The organism is Pelagibius sp. Alg239-R121 (genome assembly GCF_947331435.1).
Lineage (GTDB): Bacteria > Pseudomonadota > Alphaproteobacteria > Kiloniellales > Kiloniellaceae > Denitrobaculum.
On sequence record NZ_CAMZOF010000024.1, the window covers coordinates 1 to 25,486 of the forward strand.

General features: G+C 55.4%; 20 protein-coding genes. 4 read left to right on the forward strand and 16 right to left on the reverse strand.

Translation table 11 applies throughout. The features are described 5' to 3' along the window. Positions 1-242: 242 nt before the first annotated feature. Both QMZ18_RS36285 and QMZ18_RS36290 read right to left on the reverse strand, forming a co-directional pair. Positions 243-866: a hypothetical protein gene (locus tag QMZ18_RS36285; protein ID WP_282611334.1), complete on the reverse strand. Its 624-nt coding sequence runs from the start codon at positions 864-866 to the stop codon at positions 243-245. Beyond that, positions 808-7,341, reverse strand: coding sequence for a hypothetical protein (locus QMZ18_RS36290; protein WP_282611335.1), 6,534 nt, complete (start codon positions 7,339-7,341; stop codon positions 808-810). Before QMZ18_RS36290 ends, QMZ18_RS36285 begins: the two co-directional genes overlap by 59 nt. 360 nt (positions 7,342-7,701) lie before the next feature. On the opposite strand from QMZ18_RS36290, the gene QMZ18_RS36295 reads away from it, so the two are divergent. The 3 genes from QMZ18_RS36295 to QMZ18_RS36305 all read left to right on the forward strand — a co-directional run bounded on the left by QMZ18_RS36295 (position 7,702) and on the right by QMZ18_RS36305 (position 11,682). Next, on the forward strand, positions 7,702-8,856 hold the full coding sequence (locus QMZ18_RS36295) for a hypothetical protein (protein WP_282611336.1): 1,155 nt from the start codon (positions 7,702-7,704) through the stop codon (positions 8,854-8,856). 530 nt (positions 8,857-9,386) lie between these two features. Then, positions 9,387-9,956 (forward strand): recombinase family protein, encoded by a 570-nt coding sequence (locus tag QMZ18_RS36300; RefSeq protein WP_282611337.1) that lies wholly within the window; start codon positions 9,387-9,389, stop codon positions 9,954-9,956. Positions 9,957-10,437: 481 nt separating this feature from the next. Continuing rightward, positions 10,438-11,682 carry a Fic family protein gene (locus QMZ18_RS36305; RefSeq protein ID WP_282611338.1) on the forward strand — a complete coding sequence of 415 codons (1,245 nt, stop codon included), beginning with the start codon at positions 10,438-10,440 and terminating at the stop codon, positions 11,680-11,682. 135 nt (positions 11,683-11,817) lie between these two features. Here QMZ18_RS36305 and QMZ18_RS36310 read toward each other — a convergent pair whose 3' ends face one another. The 11 genes from QMZ18_RS36310 to QMZ18_RS36360 form a co-directional block, all read right to left on the reverse strand. Next, positions 11,818-12,162, reverse strand: coding sequence for a hypothetical protein (locus QMZ18_RS36310; protein WP_282611339.1), 345 nt, complete (start codon positions 12,160-12,162; stop codon positions 11,818-11,820). A gap of 5 nt (positions 12,163-12,167) precedes the next feature. Then, positions 12,168-12,545, reverse strand: coding sequence for a hypothetical protein (locus QMZ18_RS36315; RefSeq protein ID WP_282611340.1), 378 nt, complete (start codon positions 12,543-12,545; stop codon positions 12,168-12,170). Next, positions 12,533-12,865: a S26 family signal peptidase gene (locus tag QMZ18_RS36320; protein WP_282611341.1), complete on the reverse strand. Its 333-nt coding sequence runs from the start codon at positions 12,863-12,865 to the stop codon at positions 12,533-12,535. Before QMZ18_RS36320 ends, QMZ18_RS36315 begins: the two co-directional genes overlap by 13 nt. A 109-nt stretch (positions 12,866-12,974) precedes the next feature. After that, a complete protein-coding gene (locus QMZ18_RS36325; RefSeq protein ID WP_282611342.1) occupies positions 12,975-13,682 on the reverse strand; it encodes an ABC transporter ATP-binding protein in 708 nt (235 codons plus the stop codon). Next, a complete protein-coding gene (locus tag QMZ18_RS36330) occupies positions 13,682-14,449 on the reverse strand; it encodes an ABC transporter ATP-binding protein (protein ID WP_322097683.1) in 768 nt (255 codons plus the stop codon). The genes QMZ18_RS36325 and QMZ18_RS36330 overlap by 1 nt, the downstream gene beginning before the upstream one ends. A gap of 12 nt (positions 14,450-14,461) precedes the next feature. Beyond that, positions 14,462-15,454, reverse strand: a complete 993-nt coding sequence (locus QMZ18_RS36335) for a branched-chain amino acid ABC transporter permease (RefSeq protein WP_322097684.1) — start codon at positions 15,452-15,454, stop codon at positions 14,462-14,464. Next, positions 15,451-16,338, reverse strand: a complete 888-nt coding sequence (locus QMZ18_RS36340; RefSeq protein WP_282611343.1) for a branched-chain amino acid ABC transporter permease — start codon at positions 16,336-16,338, stop codon at positions 15,451-15,453. Before QMZ18_RS36340 ends, QMZ18_RS36335 begins: the two co-directional genes overlap by 4 nt. A 117-nt stretch (positions 16,339-16,455) precedes the next feature. Then, positions 16,456-17,730 (reverse strand): ABC transporter substrate-binding protein, encoded by a 1,275-nt coding sequence (locus tag QMZ18_RS36345; protein WP_282611344.1) that lies wholly within the window; start codon positions 17,728-17,730, stop codon positions 16,456-16,458. Positions 17,731-17,806: 76 nt separating this feature from the next. Next, positions 17,807-20,188, reverse strand: a complete 2,382-nt coding sequence (locus QMZ18_RS36350; RefSeq protein ID WP_282611345.1) for a xanthine dehydrogenase family protein molybdopterin-binding subunit — start codon at positions 20,186-20,188, stop codon at positions 17,807-17,809. Beyond that, the gene (locus QMZ18_RS36355) at positions 20,185-20,670 is read right to left on the reverse strand and encodes a (2Fe-2S)-binding protein (protein WP_282611346.1); all 486 of its coding nucleotides are present in this window, start codon (positions 20,668-20,670) and stop codon (positions 20,185-20,187) included. Before QMZ18_RS36355 ends, QMZ18_RS36350 begins: the two co-directional genes overlap by 4 nt. A gap of 3 nt (positions 20,671-20,673) precedes the next feature. Further along, entirely contained in the window at positions 20,674-21,537 is an 864-nt protein-coding gene (locus QMZ18_RS36360; RefSeq protein WP_282611347.1) for a xanthine dehydrogenase family protein subunit M, read from the reverse strand. Positions 21,538-21,770: 233 nt separating this feature from the next. On the opposite strand from QMZ18_RS36360, the gene QMZ18_RS36365 reads away from it, so the two are divergent. Then, positions 21,771-22,463 (forward strand): TetR/AcrR family transcriptional regulator, encoded by a 693-nt coding sequence (locus QMZ18_RS36365; RefSeq protein WP_282611348.1) that lies wholly within the window; start codon positions 21,771-21,773, stop codon positions 22,461-22,463. Positions 22,464-22,737: 274 nt separating this feature from the next. On the opposite strand, the gene QMZ18_RS36370 is transcribed toward QMZ18_RS36365, so the two are convergent. From QMZ18_RS36370 to QMZ18_RS36380, 3 genes are all read right to left on the reverse strand, one after another. Then, positions 22,738-23,406 (reverse strand): A24 family peptidase, encoded by a 669-nt coding sequence (locus QMZ18_RS36370; RefSeq protein WP_322097686.1) that lies wholly within the window; start codon positions 23,404-23,406, stop codon positions 22,738-22,740. A 178-nt stretch (positions 23,407-23,584) separates the two neighbouring features. Further along, positions 23,585-24,154: a hypothetical protein gene (locus QMZ18_RS36375; protein WP_282611349.1), complete on the reverse strand. Its 570-nt coding sequence runs from the start codon at positions 24,152-24,154 to the stop codon at positions 23,585-23,587. A 6-nt stretch (positions 24,155-24,160) separates the two neighbouring features. Continuing rightward, on the reverse strand, positions 24,161-25,486 hold a 1,326-nt coding region (locus QMZ18_RS36380; RefSeq protein WP_282611350.1), incomplete at its 5' end, for an RHS repeat-associated core domain-containing protein.

The window sequence follows — 25,486 nt, forward strand, 5'->3', positions numbered from 1 at the left end:
CTCCCATGTTCACAGAATACCTGTGATCCTAACGGGAGCTCGACCTCAAATCATGGTCAGCCCAATTACGCATGCTTGGAGCCCTTCCTCGACACTGCTGCACGACGCAGCATCCTTCGCGATGGGCGGGAAGCAGTCGTTCGCCGCAGTTGCGAGCAAGCCTGTAGGGTTTGGTCTAAAGCGGACCCTTCAGCAATTTGCGTTACCCGACGCATGTTCCATATTTTCAGGGCAACTCAGGGTTAATTCGTCAGCTTCGGATCGCTAACCTTTTGTTGAAGTGCCGCTTCAAGATCGTCTAGAACATCTCGCAGGTCAGATATTGACTCTCGAATTTGGTTACCTGTGTCATGTTGATTTTCCCGTTTCTCTTTATCGTAGACCACAATCCTCAAGACATTCAGGAAACGCGTTTCCTCGTCCGGATCGGCGATGTCAGCGATTTCCGCAAGTTCTCCTTTGTCGAGGCCAAGTTCTTCGACTGCAAGCTTCACCAGCATCGACGTCAACAAACTGGTACGATGCTTTAGCTTCCTAACAATGCTGATCGTATCCTCGTCAGGCTCCCGAGGAGCTCTTCGGGGCATCCAGACTTCGAACACCGGGTCACCGGTGGACAGCAGTAACTCCATTGCATCAAGTGCCCGTGCATATCGTTGCATCGGGTCACCGCCTGGATAGTGTCTTCGTTCACGCCATAACATCAAAATCAGATTGCGGCACTCCTCTTCAAGATCAGCATTTGTCTCGGACCGGACTATCAACTCGGACAGATGCGCAGCCATCCATTTCGCAGTTATGTCGCGATCATCCAACTCCTTGATTAACTTCTGCCCAAGTTCCACGATTGCCTGATCGCGTTTCACTTCTTCCGTCGCGACCGAGCCTGATGACTTCGACCCTTTTTTGGGCCGTTCGCTTCTCGCCGGTTTCGTCATAGTCGCTCCCAATCGAACGTTCCAAGTTCACAGTTACGATCAAATCACAGTCCAGGGTATCCATCGCCTTTCGGAGAGCATCCCTCTGCATGGTCAGCCGATAACCATCGATGAATGAATAGGATTGGTGACGAAGCGAACTATCGCTGTCGTCTGGAGTGGTACTCCAAGCATGATATTGTAGATCAGCTTGCCCAACTTCACCGAAACCCCACGAGGTCGACCATGGGTCATCCACAGGTATTTGTAGAGCCTCCAAAAGCTCCTTCGAAGGGCAGACTTGAATGCTGCGCCCCTTGAAACAGCGTGGATCTTCTTCATCTACTCCGACATCGCGATAAGCCATTGGACATTGCACGGCTGGGATTAGGATAAAGTCACGCTTCCTCTCATCATTCGTATCAAATTCATCCCGATCAGGGATGAATACATCATAGTAGTTATGCGTAGCCGCATAGGCTCTCAACAATGCAGAGGATGTTTTGGTTGGAACAAAAGCCGCCTTGCTGCGCACCTCACTACGAGCCGCCTGTTTTCCAAATTCATAAATACCGTGCTCTCGGTGCTGGCTTAAGACCAAGGAACCATCCTCTGCGAATAGCTCCTCTATTGGATCAATTTCTTCAACATCGCTTACCCAATCTTCTCGCTTGGGTTCGGGTTGTAGCCAGTAACGTTTCGAAAGCGGGAGAGCGCTTAGAAGGTCAGATATCCAGACTGTTGGATAGGTTGTGTCGTCGCGCGCTAACCATCCTTCGAATGTATCGTAGTGATCGTCGCCGCATTCCACTAACGGACGCGTCTTCATTAATTCCCCAACGGCCATGTGCAAGCCGTGCCATTGGAGGTAAACTGAGTGCCGCTGGATCGTCGGGCGGGACCCGTGCCGTGCCATGTAAAGACTGTAATCGTCATCTCTCAGTCGGCTCTTTCTGGGTTCGTTCTCCCAGTGGCCACTTTTTTCATGTCCTCCCCAACGATCTACGATCCACTCTTCAGCAGCCCGGGTTAATTCGCTGAGTGAAAGATCAGCAAACACCCGACAGGCTGGAGAGTACCAATAAGGTATAATGTCCATGCCATCGAAACTAAACCTGTCACCGGGGTCTGAGTGGCTGTCGAAGTGATGTGATGACTTATCTTTTGGCCTTGGTGCCCTGCTTGCGGCTGCGCCGTTCATTGAAGTCAGTTCCGGTTCGGACACATCGATTTTCGCGCCAAGTCGGTGTGCTTGTCCAAGTGCTCTTGCGAGAAAGTGCCCGATAAGAATGTGCGGCTGAGATTTTACCCAAACCTTCAGGATATCCCCTTCAAGTTTCTCAATAACTCCTGGTTCACTTGATGAAAGACGAGCCAGCACCAAAGACAGCTGCTGGTCTGCGTTCCTTTCCTGAAAAGGACAGTCCGGAAACGTATACGTGTTCTCCGATACTTGAGTGGCGTGTTCAAACACACCTTTGAGCAGCTCAAAAGAACCCATCCGGGCGGCGCATAGGAGAGCGTGCGATGCCTGCCAGCGGACCCGTGCGTCGATATCTCCCAGATATCGATAAATTAACGCTGACACGACCTCATTCGGGGTCGCAGGTAGATGGCGCGGATCAAACCCGTATCGGTCTCGCGACTTGGCATCCATATTAAGGCGAGCTTCAGTTCGTTCGATTAATCGAGCCAAAAGCCTGTCTGTCGTATCTTGCTCTAGGTTATTGGCATATTCGGCCAGAAGTTTTAGTAGGCTTGATGCACCCAGCTTCGTTGCATTCTGCTCGACCAAATCTAGCACAACACTTCGACGATCTTCTGGGGGTAGCCCAGAGCGGGCCTGGAGCTCACTGAATTGTTCACCGTGATACCAGCTATAGCCCATTGTCTTGCCGCCCAAATCGATGGTCAACTTCGGCAGCTCGATCTCACGCCAAGCCCGCGTAGCGCCGTCGGACCACTCATCTAATGCCGCGAAGATCGCCTTGATCTCATAGTCCGGGAAGCTTGAAGCGCGGGCGCACTGGGCAAGGGCTGCAAGGTGGCGAACCCGATCCGAAAAATCCACGCCATGGCGTAGTCCTAGTAAGCGCTCATCGGAACGGAACCTATGTGTTGCTCTGTCGGCACTTTGAGCGCTCTGGATTGCTTCCGCATTTAGAGGATCAACCGAGGCCCACACGCCTTCCTCCCCTTCTTCTGTCTGTTCTTCTTCGGTTTTGGTGGCATCTGTACTTTCGTCCACAGTCTTGCTGGGATCCAAAACCGTGCTTTTGAATGTCCTGATCTTTTCTAGCCTCGCCCACGCTTCACTTGCAGAGCTTCCGGATTGACAAAGTTCCTCAAGTTTTGCGGGAACGTAAGCATCGGCATAAGGCGTTGTTTCCAGTATTTTTTGCTCGACTAACTCCGTCAACAAACGATCAACAATGCCCTCAGGCGAACCAACTAGAGCATCCAGCACTTTATCTTCAATTGAAGAAGGCAAATTTCCCAATACTTGGGAAAGTGCGAATGCGTCCACAGAACTAAGCCATCCCATCTCTAAAGCATTAAATAAAAAGACTCTTATTTCACTGCACCGGGTCGAAAATCCCTCATCACCCCAGCGAGAAGCCGTCATGGCCGCTACTGGCGGGTTCGATTTGGTGATTGCTGCCAAAGCTTCCTCAAGAGGAAAACCATCTTCTGATTCCAGCAGGTCACCTGAGTGCCGGACCAAGCGGGCGAACGCTCCAATGAGTTTTCTTGCCTCTAGAGTGTCGCAACGTTCTCGCTTAACGATGCGACATAACGCGTGCAGAACGTCAATCGCTTCCAGGTCGACCTCTTCTGCGATCTTTAGCGCGTCCGAAAACACGACAGACGCATTGTCTCGAGAGAAGTCCAAGAAAACTCGGGCAATTGAGATCAAGTACTCAGATTTTTCAGTGGCTTTTGCGCGAAGTACTCTGATTTGTTCCGACTTCTGGTCCAACGTTTCGGCAACCGGAGAATGCATTAAAGGGTTATGCAGCAAGGCTTTGCAGAGCCGCGCGTGATGGATGTCAAATCCTTCGTGCGCTGCAAGGGCGGCTCTCAGAAACGCCAATTTACTCTGCTGCCCCAGACTAGACGAAGCAAGTAGGTCCGTTGCACTGAGGCGCAGCATGTTGCGGATATAGGAGTACTGGTAACTTCTGCTACTAGTGCTGCCGAGCGAGGATATCTTCTGATCCAGTTCCTCAATGGCATTGGGGCTAGGGTCAAATTGAAGGTTTGCGTAGGCTTGATACGACGGCAGAAGCTTCGAAACGTCGTCATGCCGCTCCTTTGCCCTTCTGTAGTCTATGTCCTCTTCCGAAGATCGCTTGTCCCCTTCAGGTTTTTGGGGTTCCGGGAATACAGCTTCGAGACTGAGTTCTTCTTCGTTTAAGTGCGAACTCAAGATGGCAGCGCGGAAAGACGCGTCGATGCCATAAGGATAGATAAGACGTGCATTTGTCAGGGCCGCCGTATTGTGGGCAATCACTTTTTCCAAAACCAATTTGGTTTCAGGTGTCGTAACCGTCTCCGTGGCCACTAAGATCTCCAAGAAGAAGAGCACCTCGCCTAGTAATTCTGAGGAAATTGATGGTTGCGAGCCATAACCCTCATCTTTGCCAAATTTTTCAAAATCGAGTTTAGCAAGTCCAGTAAGAGCCTGTTCTATTTGCGCTTTGTCGGGGGAAACACCTCCTCTGTTCAGACTGTTGATCGCAAGAAAATGGTAATGTGGATCAAGTTCTTTGAGAATTTCAGGGATGATGTCTGGGCCGAACTCGACGACAATTTTGTGGAGAACCCACTTGCGTAGGGCAATGCCGTAAGCAGTACTCGTCCACCTCTCACAATCCCACTCGACAACGGACCATCCTTGCAGTGCAAAAAAAGTAGACAGTCTTGCTACGACGTCTCGGCTTTGCGAACGCCAATTCCATTTCCGTTCTTCATCGGAAAACGTTTGATACATCCATTCGTTAGCAGCTCGCAAATTCAGACGACTTTCGAAGGGCTTGCCTTGCCTCGCTTTGTCCCTGGCAAGGTGGAACAGAACTGGACCTTGCCTGCTGCGCTCTGAAGGATCATTGAGCACCAAAGAAGCGATGGTTTCCTCAAAGAATGCTGCAGACAAATCCGGATTGGATAGAATTAAGTCGTCCACCTTGCCAGCGCTTCGGAGCGCTTCCGCACCAACGAAAATCGTTTCCCCAACTGCCAACTCGTCTTGTTCATTTGAAGCAATGTGAAGGGCAGCACGAAGCCTTGAAAGGTCAACTCTTCTCCTGACAACGGGGTCCAAGATCGCGGCGGTCGCGTCCTTTTCACCAAGAAAACTACCCATCTCAGCTTTTCTGCCACTGGCCACAAGAGCATCAAAAAGGTGTGACGCCGCGTAACTTGATGTAAGCCTCTCAGACACAAGAACAGTTGCTATGGACGAGCGCACAGTCTCCAATGCGTTTTGGCCATTGGTCTCACAAAACTCCTCAAAGTCTTCATTTGAAAATTCGACTCCTCGCTCACTCGGCCGAAGATTTGGGACAAGGTCACTAACGATGTCCTCGGCGATTTGGTCAGTAAGTCCGCAGACCATAGCAAGAACGCTAATTGGCATTGGCGCAGGGAGTTCATCAAGGGCAGCACACCATTGACTACGGGATATCGTCACTGCACTTCGGTTGAACGCCTCCCGCACCTTCGCCTCGAACAAATCATCGAGCGATTTCCCGTTGGGCCGAAGAAAATCAACTGCGTCGTCTAATGACTTCGCGTCACTTAACGCAATTGTTTGAACCCGAGGAATTCCGTGAGATAATTTGTGGAAGTCATAGATCGACGTGTCACCACCCTCGAGGCCAAACAGCTCGATCATCGCTCGAGTTTCGGGTTCGGTAAACGCCGGACAAGGAACTTCAGGGGTCCCCTCAGGCAACTTCAATTCGGAATGTCTAGAAGTCCGACAAGTAACAACCAAACGGACATTCTGGGGAAGATCTGTGAAGCTCACCAATTGATGGATAAAACACGCGTGTGGCGGGGTTTGCGATACTGCATGCATCACAACGTTGTCCGCTGCATCAACGACAATCACCAAGAGTGATTGGGGATGCTCTCGAGCGAAAACCTCAGAAGCGACCTCAAGTTTATGGCGGAAAGAAGGGGCCATATCTTCCCGTTCATGGTAGGGAAAGAAAAGCGGCGTGTTGGTCAGCCGGGCAAGATCATTCGACAGCTGTGTAAATGCCTGTAAAGAAAGGTGCCTAGGTCGCGACTGGTCCCGGTAGCGACCAGCCCCATAGCAATCATAAAACAAGGTCCTTGAACCTGCCGGCAATTCCCGTTCCAATGATCTCGCGGCTGTCGTTTTTCCGCAGCCCCCTTTTCCGTGCAGCACAACCAATGAGTTGTTTGCCACTGCATTGGCCAGATTTTCCGTAACCGTCCTCGGTATGGTCGCCCGAATAGGCTCGAGCCTCGGTTCGCAAGGAAACAACCCTTGGTTTCTGCCGACGTTGAACCAGCTAAGGACTGTGTGTCGATTGATATTGCGACTGCGCTCTGGTCCAAGAAGTTCCTGAACGCGCACTCTGAGACCGTCAGCCATGTCTTTAACGGGACTTTGAATGAGCTCAGAGATAGCCCTTGTGTTCTCTTCTCGCAGTTCCGCTCGCGCGCGTTCATCGCCTTCGAGTGAGAGTACCTTACAAAATTGAACTAGTTGGCTTTTTCCTAGACCCGTTGCACGCTTTAGCGTGTCGTAGTCCTCTCCTTCTAACGAACCACAAGCCGCTTTTGAAACTGAGTTGAGCAAGTTGCTGGCTATAGGTTGATTGGTTACCAACTTAATGCTCAACGAAGCCTCGACCTGATCAGGCTTCTTCCCTCGGCTCTCTCCTTTAAACGCGTCTGCTAATCGGCGAGCTACTGAGTTGTTTCCCTTTGTCTTTGTTGATGAACAAAATCGCGCGAGCGTCCATTTCTTGTTTTTTGATGCAACCGAGTATTTCAGCTGAATAAGCTCAGTGCGTGACTTCTGGGGGTCATTCGGATGGTCAAAATAGAGCGCACAGTCCACCCCATCCCAATTGGCTGTATCATCAGTCTCGGCGGCGTCCCGGACACCCTCGACCGTCAACTCGGTCAGACGCGTGGCAGGGTCGAGTAGCATCAATGCTTTGCCGAGCGCCCAAGCTTCGTGAAATTCGTCTCCCGCGTTGGAAGCTGGTGCTCCCAAGTACTCTGTTGGTCTGCTCAAAACGCTACGTCCGACTAAACTGCTGAAAATAAGACAATACTGCGATATCCCTTCGTCTTGCACCACCCTGCAGAAACAGAAGAAACACGCAGGCGTTTGTGGCTGCAAATTCTGATCAGTTATGACGAAAACATCTTCGTTCACGTCAATGAGATACGCCTAGCTTTCACATAAAATTCCTGATGCGACGCCGAAGCGGCGGCTGGCTGAAATTCCACTTTGTCCCGCATAGCGAAAGTCTGCCCAAAGTCTGACTTCGCGGGTGCAGCTAACATCTCCTATAACTGGCCGCACCGCAGCATCGAGGACTACCTCCAGAGGGTAGCTTTGGGCCGTTGACGAGCGACACGATCTTAGTCACTCTGACTCCGGCCTTCAGTGCATGCCGGTGTGCTCGCCACGCAAAGCTACGCAGCACTTCATCCATAAATGAGAACCCAGACCAATTGAGGGATCTGGTTAGTAGCGGGCACCTAGTCGGATCCCAATTTTGGGAACTGAACCATGACTAAGAAAACTGAAATCGACCAATTGAAACTGTTGGCAAAGCGCTTTGCACATGCCACGCGTTCAAATCACCGCGACGCTCTCGATGCGATTGCTACTACGCTGAGCTTTCCGCATTGGAAGGCGCTTACTGTCGAAGTCGGCCAAGGCTGGATGCCAAGTGAGGACGACCTCGCTAAGGTGGACGCTTTTGTTCGCGAGTACTTTCCCTCTCTTAATGGCAGGCCACAATTCATTGAACAGAGTATGTCGCGCCCAGTTGGGGAGCCGATCAAGGTAGGTGGGATCGACGGTCACGCGTATCAGATCTTTGAATTCTCCGGTGACATTCGCATGGAAGGCGAAGGGTGGCGCATCCTCATTGGTGAGGCAGATTTCTCGCAGCCTTTGGTCGAAATTGAGGCCACGCACAAAGAGACCAGCCCTACCAATGATCGCGGCTTTGTAGAGAAGGCGCTTTCGATTGCCGTGGGTGAGGCTGTGATAGTTCGAGCTGGGATCGCCTCTGATTGGCCCCGGCGCTCAACCAAGCCTAACGCCAAAGGCGAAGTCGCCCATCCAATTCACGGGGATATGGCAGCGGAGTGGTATTGCCTTCATTGCGATGGCAAAATGACCGGAACTCAGATCGCCGGGAATTTGTGGCATTGTCCCAGGTGCAATGCGGCACCTTTGGATATTTTCACTTCTCCATGGTGGCTGGAAGGCAGCCGCGAGAAACCGACTGTCATTGAAAATGTCAAGGATAGGAGGCAGCCCGAGCCCGAGGTCAAAGTGCTGGACACTCGGCCAACTCTGCGGCTCGATGAGCAGAGCATTTCTATACTACTTCGCGTCGCCCTGCTTGAAGATGCGAACACACCTGGGGAGCGTCTCGGTGCTTTGCTGGCGAAGATCAGTGTCGATGATGAACTCGGCGCCTGGATCACATTCGACATGGACCTTTGGCCTGAAATTAAGGAGCCTGAAGCTGCGATCGCGGTTGCCGACAAACTCGATATGAGCTTGGATTTAGAAGTAACTTGCGAGACGTTTCCCTTCGCGTGGCCAGGATTGGGACAGGTCACGACGAGCACAAGCGAGTATGTGCAGATGATGCTCGATGCCTATGAAGAGCGCGGGGTAGTTCTCCGCAAAAAAGACGACGAATGAACTGAGTGAGCATTGGGCTTCGCGGCGGACGAGTGGTCGCGGAGCCCATTTGCCGCTACCGATTCTGACTTTGTATTTTTTGCAAATGCAGCGAACGGCAGCTTCAACGGGCCGCACTGCGCATCGAGATCGATTCCTGAAAGCCTGCTATGGGCCGAATCTTCCATTTGCACCGACGGCGCCAATGACCGCAAAGCGCCAGTTCATTCTTCGCGCAACGAATGGCAGCCTATGCCCTCTCCCCGAAGACGAACGAAAGAAGCCGGACCTATGTGGAGTCAGTCCGGCTTCCGTATGTTCGGCAATCAACATCTCGGCGTAAAATGCCAACTGCACCTATGAGGGTATATTTCGTCCCTGGCACTCGCAATAGGATACTTGTGCGAAATATCTTCGTTGCGTAATCGATCGTTTTCGCAAGGGTTGCAGAGAAACCGATTTCCGGCAGAAAGCTGCGATTTATGTTGTTGCGAAAGTAGGTTGCATATATAGTGTTGCATTTGTAAGAAGTAGAAAATGAGTTATGCAACATGAAGATCGGTTATGCGCGCGTATCCACCTATGAGCAAAATCTGGAGCTTCAACTGAAGGCTCTTCAGGAAGCAGGCTGCGACGAGGTCTACAGCGAGAAGATCTCGTCCGGCCGGGTGATCCGACCAGAACTTGAAAAGGCTCTCTCCCGCCTGCGCGAAGGCGATACCTTCGTGGTCTGGAAGCTGGATCGTCTCGGCCGCAGGACGGTCGAGCTGCTGGACTTCATTCAGGACATGGAACAGCGAGGGGTTGCCTTTCAATCTCTGTCTGACGGCATCGATCCGAGCAGTGCGATCTTCACGATCGCCGGCGCCTTCGCCGAGCTGGAAAGGAATCTCATTCGCGAGCGGACCCTGCGCGGACTGGAAGCGGCCAAGGCTAAGGGCACCAAATTCGGCCGCAAGCGAAAGCTCGGTGATAAACAGATCGAGATGGCTGTGAAGCTGCTGGAGACGCCCCACAAGGACGGCAGCCTACCGACCTACGAAGAGGTCGCGGAGGTCTTAGGCGTGAACAAGTCAACGATCTCCCGGCGGATAGCCGAATACAAGGAAAGGTCCGCATAGTGGATTACTGGACCCTCGACGCCATGGCGGACGCCAATATCATTCTAAGCGCCTGGTGCGAAGATTGCCGCCACAAGAACCATATCGATCGGTTCTGCCGATGAAATCTTGCGTGGCATGCGGTCCAATGATCAGATTTTTGATTGTCCCTGGCGGTCGCCCAATTCGTTGCGGCCGTGCGATCTACTTCCGGCGCGACGACATGTGCAACTAGGTCGGTGAAAGCGCCTTCACCTAAAGATCATTGACCTTCTGGCAATCAAGTTTCAGAGGCCGAATCTTCACCGAAAGGTTTAGATTTCCCGGCCCTCTGTGAGTCGGATTTCTTCACTGGCTAGTTCTTTAAGAGAGCAACGGGATCGCAATCTAAGGGTCGGTCTTGAAATTGTGCCTTAGATTCGCTAAACAGGGCATAAAACCGGACATACTTAAGGCTGTTTTTTCATCTTTTATATGCATAACTAACTGATAATAAAATGAGATGATTAAAAATAAAGCGGACATTGATGCGGACATTATGAGGGACGGCCGATCGATTGAAGACCTCGGCGAAAATATCGCTCTTATGGAGCCGCTCCTCATCGGTGAAAGCACCAAGCAACGCGCTGCTTTAACCGATTTGGTCGTCGATCTGGCCGCAAAGACCGCCGGGCTGCGCCGCAGCTTGCCAAGCGGCATCGTGACTGCGCTTGCCGACCTGGTCCGCTCGATGAACTGCTACTACAGCAACCTGATCGAAGGTCACGATACCCATCCCGTCGATATTGAGCGCGCCCTGAAAGGCGACTACAGCGGCGATCCGGAACGCCGTAATCTTCAGCTCGAAGCCAAAGCACACATCGCCGTTCAGGCCTGGATCGATACAGGCGGGCTCGATGGCCGGGCTCTATCGGCCGAAGGCTTGCGCGAAGTCCATCGCCGTTTTTGCGAGCAGCTTCCCAACGAGCTGCTGTGGGTTTCGGAGCCAGAAACCAAAGAGCGGTTGAGGGTCGAACCAGGCACGCTTCGCACGCAGTCTGTCCAAGTCGGTCGGCACCTTGCCATCAGTCCCGGCGCCGTTCCCAGATTCCTCGATCGATTCGAAACGATCTATAAGAACCTCGGCAAAACGGACGCGGTGTTGGTCGCAGCAACAGGCCATCACAGATTTCTGTGGATCCACCCGTTCCTGGATGGCAACGGTCGTGTCGCACGGCTGATGTCCTATGCCGTCCTGCGTCAGACGCTCGATACCGGTGGCATTTGGTCGGTGGCGCGCGGTCTTGCTCGCAACGAAGCCGCGTACAAGACCCATCTTGCCGCCTGCGACTTGCCGAAGCGGAACGATCTCGATGGCCGCGGCAATCTGAGCGAAGAGGCTCTCGCAGACTTTACCAGTTTCTTTCTGAAAACCTGCATCGACCAGGTGGACTTTATGGAAAGTCTCGTTCAGCCCGATCGCCTGCGCGATCGGATCCTACTATGGTGTGCAGAGGAAGTTCGGGGAGATCGCCTGCCGCCTCACGCAGGATCGATTCTTGAAGCCATTCTTTATCGCGGTGAACTCCCGCGCGGTGAAGTCGCAACCATCTTAGGAACCGGCGATCGACAGGCACGGCGGATCACATCGGCGTTGTTGGAACGGGAAGTGCTGAAATCGGAAACCACACGGGCACCGCTGCATCTCGCCTTTCCCGCAGCTCTTGCGTCCCGCTGGATGCCCGGGCTGTTCCCTGAAAAGGCCTGATCACCAAAAGTCCGAATGAATTACTGAACAATCCAACCCCTGTCCCACTGGAACAGAGTGATGCGCTCGTTTCTATGGAGCTGCGCGGAATGACATATGGCTGCGCTGCTAAAACGCCACTGCGCTTTTGCCTGACTACTCGCTCACCGATTCGGCTTTGGGTTTGACCAGAACGGTCGCGGCGCTGCCACTATCTCGCATTTTTGTTTCCCGCGTTCCCGCCGGTTCATCAAATCCCTGCCCTGGCCCAAAGATCATCATCCGGTTGTGATCATCCTTGCGCTTTTGGTTCTGCACTGCCGCTTTCGGAAACAACCCTCCGCCCCCTGCAAGAAACTCCTGGTGTCGGCGTTCTTCTTGGCTCGGCTCGCGGGCGTCAACGGCCGGCACCGTTACAGCCGCCGGCGCTCTGTAATCTTCAATCCGCATCACAGGCTGATCAACTTGAACCGCGACCTGGATTAAAATAGCCGCGATCATATCTTCTACAGGCTTCTCCCAGGATCCGAAGTAGACGCCCACGGCGCAGCTGCTTTGCAGCGAACCGAAGTATCTGCTAGGCGCCTCGCGGTGATTGAGAGGTTGACGCACGGCGAGAACATGGCTTCGTTTGGCCACGCGGTTGCCGCTTCTAGATCGACCATGATCCCACCAAGCCCGACACGAACCGCCTTCCCCAGCATCTGAGCTTGCCTCGCTCTGGCGATCGCGGCATCAGGTGACTGGAAGACCCTTGCGTTGCGGTCGCCTTCAACCCGATAACTCCAAGGTTCCCCGTAGCTCGAAAGCGTAACAATAGCACGCGTAATCTCTGGGTCGAACCCACCAATTATGCAGGCGGCAATCAGACCTACCAGATCCATAACGGTTCATAGACTCCCTTGATACTTTCCTGTCGCGCCGGATCGTAGTATCGGCTGTCGTAGCTTTCCGGAACGCGGGGCGCGTAGAGGAAATATTCGTTGTCGGACAGCTTTCGGCATTGCTGCCAAATGACCGTAACAGTTCCACTCGAATCTCTGTGACGAACCTCAGCAAGTTTCTCGCCGTTGACCACAAGACCCTGACCCAGCGAGACGCAGACATGATCGCCGCCTACGGCGGCAATCGGCTTAAGGAAACTTCCGCAAGTGATCTCTATTGAGCGCTGCCGGGCATAGAGTCGGGCGTGTGCTTGGACCATGAAACGTCATGGATCATAGTTACCATCTTACACTGAAGAGCACTGTGATCCTTCTGGTCTATCGGCGATGTGAAGAGCGCCTGGAGTATCAGGCGAGCGCGGCTAACGGTTAAACGGAACAATAGCGGTCTTGAATAACCTTGTCTGCCAGGAGAGCAGCGGCTGATGCCTCGTGGACGATGGTGCCGTGATCCATGATGTAAGCACGGTCGGAAATCGATAGCGCGCGCTCGACGTTTTGCTCGATCAGCAGGATCGTCGTGCCTTCCTCTCTGAGCCGGGAAAACAGCTCAAACATCTCGTCGACCAGCACCGGCATGATGCCCTCCGAAGGTTCGTCGAGCATCACCATGCGAGGTTGTGATGCCGTAGCACGGGCGATGGCCAGCATCTGCTGCTCGCCGCCTGACATGGTCTCGGCAACTTGGTCCAGGCGCTCCTTGAGGCGGGGAAAAGTCTCGGCAATACGATCGATGATCTCGGCCTCACGTTTCTTCAGGGGTGATGACACCAATCCGAGACGCAGGTTCTCGCGTACCGTCAAGCCGGGCACGATGCGGCGGTCTTCCGGCACGTAGCCGAGACCCATACGATACCGGCTGTGAGCCGGCTGATCGAGCAGCTCAGGCGTGCCGTCGAAGTCGACTTGGCCCCGGCACTTCTTCACCAGACCCATGATGCTGCGCAGGGTCGTCGTCTTGCCGGCTCCGTTGCGCCCGATGATCGATACGATCTCTCCAGCCTTCGCCTCAAGGCTGACGCCCTGTAGGATGTGGCTGTGGTCGTACCAGGCGTGCAGATTCTCGACTTTCAGCATCAATGCTCCCCCTGGCCGAGATAGACCCGGCGGACCTCATCATTGGCGCGCACCTCATCCGGTGTCCCCTCGGCCAGGAGCTCGCCGTGATGCAGCACAATAAGATGATTGGAAATGCCCATAACCAATTTCATCTTGTGTTCGACCAGGATCACTGTGCGCTCCCCGGCAAGCCGGATGATCAGATCCATCATCACAATAGTTTCCTCCGGGCTCATACCGGCGGTCGGCTCGTCGAGCAGCAGCAGCGAGGGATCGCAGGCCAGCGCCAGGGCAATCTCGAGCGCGCGCTGCTCGCCATGCGCCAGGTTCATGGCAAGGCGGTGATGGTGCTGATGCAACTCGACCATCTCTAGCAAGTGGGCTGCCTGCTCTTCCATGACGCGGTAACGGTTGCGTGGTGTCCAGATGTTGAAGCGCTGGCTCATGCACTGTATCGCAAAGCGCACATTCTCTAGCGCCGTGAGCTGAGGAAAGACATTGGTGATCTGGAATGACTTGGCGATACCCAGGCGCGTGAAACGGTGCTGGGGCGTCCCGGTAATCTCGCGCCCGCGGAAGACGATCCGCCCTTCGCTCGGCGGAAACGCACCGGAGATGACGTTGAAGAAGGTGCTCTTGCCCGCGCCATTGGGGCCAATGATCGCAGTCAACTGACCCTCCGGAAAGGCAACCGAAACATTGTTCAAGGCTGTAAAGCCGCCGAAGCGCATGGTGATCTTCTCTGCGCGCAAAATGTGGTTCTCGTCAGCTGTCATATCGGTCATTCCCGGCCTGCCCTAGCGCGACGCCCAGCGGAGGAAGCTGCCCCAGATCCCTCTTGGGAGGAACAGGATGAAAAACACGAAGAGGGCGCCGACGAAGAGCTGCCAGTGCACCGTCACCAGAGTGATCACGTCTTCCAGGACCAGGAAGGTCAGGGCCCCCACGAAGGGCCCGAAGAAGGTACCCATGCCACCAAGCAGCGACATCATTACCGCCAAACCGGAGGTGTGATAGTGCAACGATTCGATGGGAACGATGGTCAGATGAATGGCATTCAGGGAGCCTGCAAGGCCACAGAACAGGCCGGAGATCACGAAGGCCAGCCATTTCGATAGCGCCACATTGGTGCCACAGGCACGAGCACGATCCTCGTTCTCACGCAGCGCCTCGAGTACAGCACCGAAAGGCGAAGCCAGGATACGCGAAAACAGCCAGACCGCCAACGCCACAAAAACGAAAACGAAGTAGTATTTGGTCAAGGGGTCGAGGAGCGTGAGCTCGAGGCCTGGCAAACCCAAGTCATAGACATCGACCCCGCGCAGACCGTTCTCACCGCCGGAGAGATCCTCCAACTGATAGACCAGGTAGTAGACGCACTGGGAGAGCGCCAGAGTGACCATGGCGAAGTAGATACCGCGGGTGCGGATCGCCAGCGCGCCAATGACTGCGGCGCCGAGACCGGCGGCGACGGCGCCAACCAGGATCGCTGGAAACCAATGCATCCCGTAGTGAACGATGACGATACCAGTGGCATAGCTGCCCAGGCCGAAAAAGGCGGCGTGTCCGAAGGACAAAACACCCATATAGCCGAACACCAGGTTGAAGCCGAGGGCGAAGAGGCCATAGATCAAGATATTGACCGCAAGCGCCTCATAAGGAAGCAGAAAGGGGAAAACCAACAGGAAACCGAGCACTGCCAACACACGGTGGCGCGCCATCAGCGCAACCACGCCAGCTAGCCGTCGCCCCGAACCTTTGAGCTCTTCCTGAGGGTTTGCCAGAGTCATCCCATCAACCCCTTCTTGCCGAACAGTCCTTGCGGCCGCACCAACAATACCAGAGCCATAAGGGCGAACATTGAAACCTCGGCCATGGCGGGAGCGAAAAGCGAGGTCATGCTGACGACGACGCCGACGAGCAGGCCGGCCACCACGGCGCCCGCCAGCGAACCCATGCCTCCGACGACAGTCACCACGAAGGCCTCAACGAGCACGGTCGTGCCCATGTCGGGAAACACACTGCGCATGGGTGCAGAGAGCACGCCAGCCAGCCCGGCAACGGCAGTGCCCAGGCCGAAGACGACGAGCCACACCAGCGAGATATCGATGCCGAGCACGCGCACAATCTCGGAATCACGGGCTCCTGCGCGGATCACCAGCCCGTAAGACGTCTTCTCAAGAAACAGCCAGAGCGCGACCACAAGCACGGCGGTCGCGGCAATGACGAAGAGTCGGTAGGCCGGGAAGTATCCGACACCGATGTTCACCGCTCCCATGAGCGCATCGGGCGCGTCGAAGGGCATGCCTTCGGCCCCAAAGAGAATACGCACAACCTCGACCAGGATATAGGCGAGACCGAAGGTCAGCATCAGCGGATAGTCTATTCCGCGCCCGTAGAGCGGCCGCACCAGCCAACGTTCGACCCCCAGGCCGACGGCGCCGACAGCGAAGGGAACCACCGCGAGGGTCAGCCAGAAGTTGCCCAGGTAACCGATGAAGAACACACCGGCATAGGCGCCCAACATATAGAAAGCTCCGTGCGCGAAGTTGACCACTGTCAGGAGTCCGAAAATCAGGGACAGGCCGACCGCGAGCAGAACGAACACAGAGCCCAACGCAAGGCCTGTGAACAGTTGCAGCGCCAGCAGCTCGATTGGAAAACCGCCTATCACCGTACCCTACTCGCTAACACAGGTCGCACCCTGAGGACGCCATAGCCGCTGGAATGATCCCGGCCGGCCTCCGCAAACGCACATTGCAGCAATACGGAAGACCGTCGGGAAAGCCGGTCAGGCCTCATGGCCCAACTCGGCGCACGAACGCAAGACGTCCTCTGAGGCTTCATCGGTATGTACGATGTCAAAGACATCATACTCGTTCGCCATGTCCTTCTTCGACTTTGACTCGATGATGAAGACCGACTGCACTGACTGGTGATCGCATTTCCGGTAGTACTGAGTGCCTTTGTATTTATCGTACTTAAGTTCCTCCAAGGCCGCGATCACGGGGTCACTGTCTGTGGTCCCTGCCTTTTTAACGCCGTCGAGAAGGGCTCCGACGCCCGCGTAGCCATAGGCACCGTAATCTGACGGCGGGGCACCCTCATTCTCTTTGCGATAGGCATCGTTGAACGCCTTGGCACTGGCGACCGAATTCTCCAGAGTCCAGTGGTAGTTGGCACCGCCGATCACACCTTCATAAGCGCCGGCGCCACCGGCGCGGCGTTGATTATACAGTAGTGCCGGCGCCAATACCTGCATCTGTTGTTTCATGCCGAAACCCGTCGCCTGCTTCAGCGAATTCATTTGGTCATAGCCAAAATTGCAAAGGCAAAGGACGTCGGGCCTGGCGGCTTGGATCTGCGGCAGGAAGGGCGAGAAATCTTTACTCGCCAACGGATGGGTTACTTCAGCCACCACTTCGATGCCGTGCGCCTCGCCGGCCTGCTTAAAGCCGCGCACCATCTCGTGGCCATAAGCATAGTCAGCAATCAGGAAGGCGACGCGCTTGCCGAATTTCGGAAAAGCATAGCGGCCGACGGCACCAGCGGTCATATGCGGGTTCATTGCCTCGTGAAAGGTGTATTTGGAAAAGTCTTTGGCCTCGTTGATGGCGTCCGACTGGGAGATCGAGACATAGATGATGCCGCGCGCTTTGGTGACAGCATTGACCGAAAGCTGCACGGAAGCCGACAGCGAGCCGCAGACGAAATGGACCTTGTCCTTCTCGATCAGCTCCAGCGTGCGGGTTGCCGCCTCGCCGGGCTTAAGCTTGTCGTCGCGCACCAGGAGCTCGGCCATTCGGCCGCCCAAGCCACCGCCGGCATTGAATTGGTCAACCGCGATCTGTGCGCATCTAGCTTGTTCCTGAGCTTCGGAACCATAGGGACCAGTCAGCGGCACCGGGAAGCCGATCCGGATCGTCTCACTCGCCGCCTTGGCGATATTGAACATCAAGGGGCCAGCTCCGATTGCAGTCGCTCCCACGGCAGCGCTTTTGAGAACAGAACGCCGGCTTACCCCCGGGAACTTGCGAGTCAACTTGCTCTTCACCTTGTCACTCATTTTTTCCTCCTTGGACTGATTTTGTTCCAACGCCAGGCTTCTTTATCGTGTTGCTGATTGCCCGGTTACTTTTCTGCTAGGTCTTGCCCAATGCTCTTAAGATCTTGTCCGGCGTGAACGGCATGTGAGACAGCCGTGTATCAAAAGGCTCAAGGGCGTCGTTGATGGCGTTCATCACCGCGCCTGGTGCACCGGCCGTTCCGGCCTCGCCCACGCCCTTGGCGCCGAGTTCGCTCGTTTCGGTCGGTGTGGTCACGTGATCGACGTAGATTTCCGGCATCTCAGCCGCCATCGGCACGAGATAGTCCGCCATCGATCCGTTGATCATCTGGCCCTCCGGCGAGTAGAGGCATTCCTCGTAGAGAGCGGCGCCAATGCCCTGCACCACGCCGCCGCGAGTCTGCTCCGCCACCAGCAATGGATTGATCACCGTGCCGCAGTCTTCCACCACCCAATACTTCAGCAACGACACAAGGCCGGTCTCGACATCGACTTCGGCGAGGCAGGCATGCGCCGCATTGGTGAAGGCGAAAGGATAAGAACGGGAAACGTAGTGTTTGGTGGCGACCAGTTCCGGCTGCAGGCCGTCAGGCAGCGTGTCGCCCCTGAAATAGACCAACCGGCCCAATTCGGCCAAAGGCATACGTTCGTTGAAACCCTTGGCATCGACGATCATGCCGTCGCGAACATCCAGGTTCTCAGGGGCGGTTTGCAGGATGGCGCCAGCGACCTCAAGAATGTTCCGACGCAGTTCCTTGCCGGCCTGCAGGGCCGCTTCGCCGCCGATACCCGCGCCGCGCGACGCCCAGGTCCCACCGCCGTAGGGCACCACGTCCGTGTCCCCTGTTATGACCCGCACCTGCCCTGGCGCAACGCCGACAGCCGACGCCGCAATCTGCGCAATGATCGTTTCCGTGCCCTGTCCTTGTTCGGTTACGCCGGTGGCGCAGGTGATGCCACCGGTGGGGTCCAGACGGATGGTGCAGCCGTCTTGCGAGGCAATACGCGCGCCGCCGACCCCATAAAAGGCGGGACTGGGGTTTGTAACTTCGATCAGACTGGCGAACCCGATGCCTCGGTAAACGCCGCGCTCGCGCAATGCACGCTGCTCGCGGCGTAGCCCCTCGTAATCCATTATCGTAACCAGTTTGTCGAGGCTCTGGCGATGGGATTGACGCTCGTAGATCGCCCCGGACGGAGACGTATAGGGATAGGCATCATCGGGGATGAAGCTGCGGCGCCGCACTTCTGCTGGGTCCATGCCCAGCGCCGCAGCGCCCTTGTCGACCAGCGCTTCGCCGACGGCAACCGCGATCGGGTGGCCCACACCACGATACTGGCACATCACACCCTTGTTCTGAAATACGGCGCGAGCCCGTACCCGGTAGTTGAGATGCTTGTAAGGCCCCGCGGTGAGATTGACCACTTGGTTCATCTCGATGCCGCTGCTGCGCGGATAAACCGAATAAGGGCCAATGCCGGTGATATCGTCCATCTCGACCGCAGTGACTTCGCCGTCTTGGGCGAAGGCCATTTTTGCAGTCACCCGGTGGTCGCGGGCATGGATGTCGGTAACGAAGGACTCCAGCCGGTCTGCGATGAACTTAACCGGCCGGCCGAGCATGACGGTCAGCGCGCCGGCAGCCATCTCGTCTGAATAGGTGTGGATCTTGAGACCGAAGGACCCGCCGATGTCCTTACAGATCACGCGCACCTTGTTTTCGTCGAGGCCAAGGTGCTTGGCGTAGAGGTGCTTGGACATGTGCGGGCACTGCACGGACATGTGTAGTGTCAGGTTCTCGTCGGCAGGATTGTAGTCGCAGATGATCGAGCGCGGCTCCAGCGTGACGGCGGTATGGCGATTGAAGTGGAAGGACTCCTCGACCACCACCGCCGCCGACGCGAAAGCGGCATCGACATCGCCGGAATCGATACTACGCTCGAAACAGAGATTGTCGCCAAGCTCTGGGTGGATCACAGGGGTGTCCGGGTCCAATGCCGTTTCCGCATCGGTAACTGGTGGGAGCTCCTTGTAGTCGACCTCGATCAGGTCGGCGGCATCCTCAGCGATTGCGCGGTTGCTGGCGACGATGGCAACGACCGGTTCTCCTTGAAAGAACACTTTACCGTTGGCCAGCGGCCATTGAGGCGCCGATTTGATGCCCTTCAAGTGATCGAGCACGCCTACCCAGGGGGTGCAGTAGTCCTGAAGATCCGCCATCGTCACGACACGCAGAACACCTGGCAAAGCCAACGCCGCGGTGCCGTCGATCGAAAGGATCTCGGCATGAGCATAGGGACTGCGGCAAAATGCCAGGTGCACCATTCTCGGCAACATGATGTCGTCGACATAGGTGGCGCGCCCCTGAGCCAGGCGTTTGGCGTTGGGACGCGACACGCTGCGGCCAATGTAGGAATTCGGTGTATCGAGAACTGACACGGCAGAGCGATCACTCATCGCTCAAGTTCCACGCGCTTACGCGCGGTTGTTTCGATGGCATCGACGATCGCCTGATAGCCTGTGCAGCGGCAGTAGTTACCTGAGAGGTGCTCGCGGATTTCGTCGCGGCTTGGAGCTGGATTCTGCTCAAGCAACTCAGCGGCGCTCAGCAACATGCCCGGCGTGCAATAGCCGCACTGCAGGGCGTTGCGGGCGACGAACTCGTCCTGCAGATCCTTAAGACGGCCGCTATCGGTCCCTCCCTCGACGGTTTCAACCTCAGCGCCCTCGCACTGCACCGCAAAGGTGAGGCAGCCTCGCACTGTCGCGCCGTTGAGGTGCACTGTACAGGCGCCGCAGACTCCATGCTCGCAACCGACATGCGTGCCTTTCAGGCCAAGCTCGTCGCGAAGAAAATCGGCCAGAGTCAGCCTTGGCTCCACGGCGCGGTTAACCGGTTCTCCATTTACGGTCAAAGTGACGATGATCGGTGCTGTCACGGCTCAAGCCTCCTCCCGCGCAAAGGCCGCAATGGCACGGCGTGTCAGCACTTTCATCAAGTGCTCTTTGGTCACACTCGAGGTCGTGAGGTCCTGCTGAGGCGTTACGTTCTGTATCAAAGCTTCGCAGATCGCCTCTGCGTCGACGCTACCAGGGGCTTGGCCTTCCAGGAGCGCCGCTGTTGCGGAAACCATTAGGGGCATGTCCGAAACGGCAAAGAAGACGAGCCGGGCATCGACCAGCACCCCGCCACGAACCTCTGCACGGGCCGCCAGCCCCGCCATCGCATAATCGCCTTGCCGGCGCGCCACTTCATCGAAGAAGTAGCGACTATCCGGCCCGCTCAGCGGAACATCGACGGACAGCAGGACTTCAGTGGGTTCTAGCGCCGTTGTGTAGGTGCCAAGAAAGAAATCGTTGGCCGCAACTGACCGCTCGCCAGTCGAACTGCTGATATTAAAAACAGCCCGCTCCGCCAGGACGCAGGCCGGCAGTTCCGATGCAGGGTCGGCATTGCAGAGCGACCCGCCGAAAGTTCCACGATTACGGATTGCCGCATGGGCGATAAAGGGAACAGCGCGAACGATAAGAGGCGCATGACGCGCGACCAGGTCGGAAGCGGCGATCTCGACGTAGCGGGTCATGGCGCCAATTCGCAGCATGTCGCCAACGACAGCGATACCGTGCAAAGCCTCTATCGCGTTGACGTCGACGATGACTCTGGGAGCAGCAAGACGCATGTTCATGGCCGGCACCAGGCTCTGGCCACCCGCCAAAATCTTGGCGTCGTCCCCGTGTTTATCCAGGACGCCGAAGATGTCCTGCAGGGACGTTGCCCGAACGTAATCGAACGCGTGGGGCTTCAAGCGCATTCTCCCTAGTTAACGAGAGCATCATTCTTGACGGGATGTTTCGTTATTTATCATTTGATCATTATTTATTTATCGCTTGATAATTAAAGAGTCAATATCTAATACCTTTTGATCAGGGTCCGCGCTGCTCAAGAGATGCTGCTTTCACGACTTGGCGGTTGATGTGTCTAAAAGACGCGGCTATAGGCAATAGCGTCGGCGACAACGTGCAAAGGCGATTAAATTGAATGCTCGATAGCCCGAAATCTCAAACGAAGAGCGCAACTGGGTCATCGCAAAAAAAACGCTTGGATCCCGATGAGCGCGAAGCACACATCGTCGCCGAAGCCGTTCGGTTTTTTGCCGAACACGGGTTTGAGGGAAAGACCCGAGACCTCGCCAAGCGCATCGGCATCACCCAGCCACTCCTTTATCGCTATTTCCCGAGCAAGGAGAGCCTGATTGAGCGTGTCTATAATGAGGTCTACGTGCAGCGGTGGAACCCGGCATGGGAAGGCCTGATCACCGACCGGCGCGTCCCGCTGTCCGATCGTCTTTGCAGTTTCTATAAAGAATATTCACGCGCCGTGTACGACTATGTCTGGGTCAGAATGTTCATCTACTCTGGCCTTAAGGGCGTCGATATCAACGACCGCTATCTGCGCGGCATCAAGGAGAAGGTGCTGCGCCCGGTCTGCGCTGAGTTGCGCCACACCCATGGGCTTCCGACACCGCAAGAGATTCCCATCGACGAGCAGGAACTCGAGCTCGCCTGGGGCCTGCACGGCAGCTTCTTCTATCGCGCAATCCGCTTCTACATCTATAACCTGACGACAACAGCGGACAATGAAACCGCTATCGAGAACGAAGTCCGGGTGTTCCTTGCCGGCGTCGGGCCGGTTCAGCGCAAGCTCGTAGAAGCGCTAACCAAGCACGATTGATAGTCAACGCGCCTTGCGTCGGCCCTATCGCAAACCTCAGATGAGGTCGAGGACACGTGATCAATCAGACATAGGAATACCGCGTGCGCCGCGCTTCTGCAGCAACGGGGTCTTACGGCCCTCCAAGAGAGAGTCTGTCTGACGTCGGACGCGCATGCGGGTTGATCCGGTGCGGTTACAGCGAGCAGTCATTCCCGGCTGCTATAACCTGACAAAGGCTGGTCTGAAAGCAGGGTCCAAGGGTGAAGTCCTGGTCAGTGGAACCAGGACAACTCTAACACAAGACTGCCGCCGGCCCCACAAGTGCGGGCAGCGCCGCCCAAAGCAGAACGCTGCCCAATCCAGCCCAGCCGACCCAGGCCCCAACCGCCGCCATCAGCTTGGCATCGCCGAGACCCAGGCCCTCGCGGCCGCGCAAGCGCTTATAGATCCATCCTATGCCCGAGAGCCCTCCGAAGCCGACCAGAGCCCCGGCCAAATGATGCAGCAGCAAACCCGAACCAGCCGTGCTCTGATCGCCCCACCAGGTGACCAGCAGACCCGCCGGGATCAGGGGCAGGGTAAGCATATCCGGCAGGAGGAAATGCCGTGCATCGATCAAGGCCAGAGTGAGTAACAGCCATCCCAGCGCCGCGCCTATCCAGGGCAACCAACCGTCAGGTGGCAACACAAGAACGGCCCAAACCGCTATACCAAGAGCCAAGAGCTCGACCCCGGACGCTAGAAGCCCGATACGTGCCCCACAGCTGCGGCAGCACCCCCGTAGAACTAGCGAGCTCACGAGAGGAACCATATCCCACACCGCGAGTTGCATCTCGCAGCTATCACATTGCGAGCGTCCAAAAACCACCCTCCGGCCCGACGGCAAGCGCACGACCAGCAAAGCGAGAAAGCCGCCCACGCAGGGCGCGAAGAGAAGAAGGAAGATATTCTGGAGTGTCACGCGGAGAGGTTACTGGCCGGGCCGAGGCTGGGGCCAGCCTTTTTGTGACGGGGATCTGGTAGATCATGGGTGCTGCTAAAGGGTTAGAAGCGAAGCCATGTAAGAGGGGCTCTCAAGGATATCTAAAATACTCTCGACCGGCGTTCGAGCTCGACCTGACACCCGAAAATGACATCACTCAAAGCACATTGGCAAAACTAGACGCTCTTTTTCCGTAGGAAACAACTTCATAGACTCCAGTCGATGATTCCGCATTATCCGCATCGACTAGATAAAGAAAATATCGATCATCACGTTTGATTCCAAAGTCCATTTCTTTACATTGAGGATAATGCATTACACGATCTAAAAAATATTGCTCCTCTGAATGGTCAATTATGTAAACACCAGCCATCGACATATGACACAACTTTTTTACTACACTTGGTAGTTTCTCTGATTCCAATACTTTTAATAACCCTGCATAACTAGCAATAAAGACACTCAGTGGCTTGAATAGGTCAGGAAGAACAGACTTTGACCAAATGAGATCCAAACCAGTCTCATGCCGTAATTCAGTATAAGTCGATTTTGGTTGGCTTCCCATTCCAAGCACATAACACACCAAGTCTTCGCTACACTCAAATATTGAAGCTATCTGTTCGAGATGATGCTCGAGTAATTCTTCAGAGATTTCGTTGTCGTATTCATTAAGAGTGTTTTCGACAGCTCCTATATCTACAGAGAGGTCAACGTTGATTTTACCCATACCACTCTACTTTTTAATGTGAAAGTGACCCGGATCTCGTGTTCTCCAACCGTTTCCTGGGAGTTTCAAGCCCCTCACCCACCGGTTAAGGCGTTGTAGTGTAACGCTTGGTATCTGCTGAATGAACTTGGGTGACGCACCCCACTTTATCGAGAAGCTAGTTTTAAACCCGCCTGTCCTACTATAGCTATTGCCAAATCTAATCCACTGTTTTAAGGGCCCAGCGGACCTTAGAACCCCAGCAAATGACGTTGCAAGAGATCCCGCAAGCCCCCCAAGTTCATCTGCTGCTCTTAAACCGAATGACCAGACTGCCCGACCGCCATTTATCGCGCCGCCGACAGGTACAGCAAGAGAAACAGCTCCCCAAAACACTTCACCTGCACAAACTCCCTCTCCCTCACAGACAAATGTCCTGCCTGAATCTCTACAATCTAGTCCGCAAGCTCCAATGAGCACATCATCACCACGACCACCAATGAGCAAGCCTTCTTCTTGTGGGCTTGACGGTGAGGACGCACTGGCGACTTGAGTCGCGAGCACTGAGAATGCCCCAGAGAACGCGCCGTTCTTGAACTTGCCACCACCCAGTTCTGCGCCAATTCCCCCAGAAACCGCCGCAAAGGCGATGGCCGACGGGCCTTCTAGACCCAAGCGCCCAGCAACTGCGCCTGAAAGACTACCGAAAGCACTCGCCGCAAAACCAGCAACGAACTTACCACCGCGTGCAATGGACGTAACGCCGCCAATGGCGCCATGGGCAACAGCCTTGACGGCAATTACAGCGTTTGCCGTGAGTTTATCGAGCCCGGGCAATTTAGTGACACCGGCCGTGAGAACTGCCGTTGCCACGGTTATCCCCGCGGCTAACAGCGCCTGCCCGAGATCGCCCCCATTGGCGAGTGTTACCAATCCCGAGAAAGCAGCCGAGAGCGCCAGTGCGCCCAATTGACCAATCCCCGGGATAAAGTTGATCCCGATCTGAATAGCGACCTGAACGAACTGGTTCTGCAAGGCTCTCTTGACGAAGGACACCGCTGCCTTGAAGGCTTTCTTAAAGACGCTTGCGATCTTCTTGAAGATCTTTTTAAAGAAGAACCCTGATGGATCGGTATAGCTGAGCGGGTTGTTCTTGACGTAGCTGTAGCGGTTGAAGGATTGCGTATCGTCCGGCGCCTGCACGTTGGGATCTGCTGAGAGGAAGCGTCCCAGGGTAGGGTCATAGACCCGGCCGTTCATGTGGATCAGGCCGACGCCGTCCAGATGCTCGTGCCCGGTAAAGCCGCGTGGCGTCTCGCCCGGTGTTGTGGGCGTCCCGGCCTGCCAGTCGGT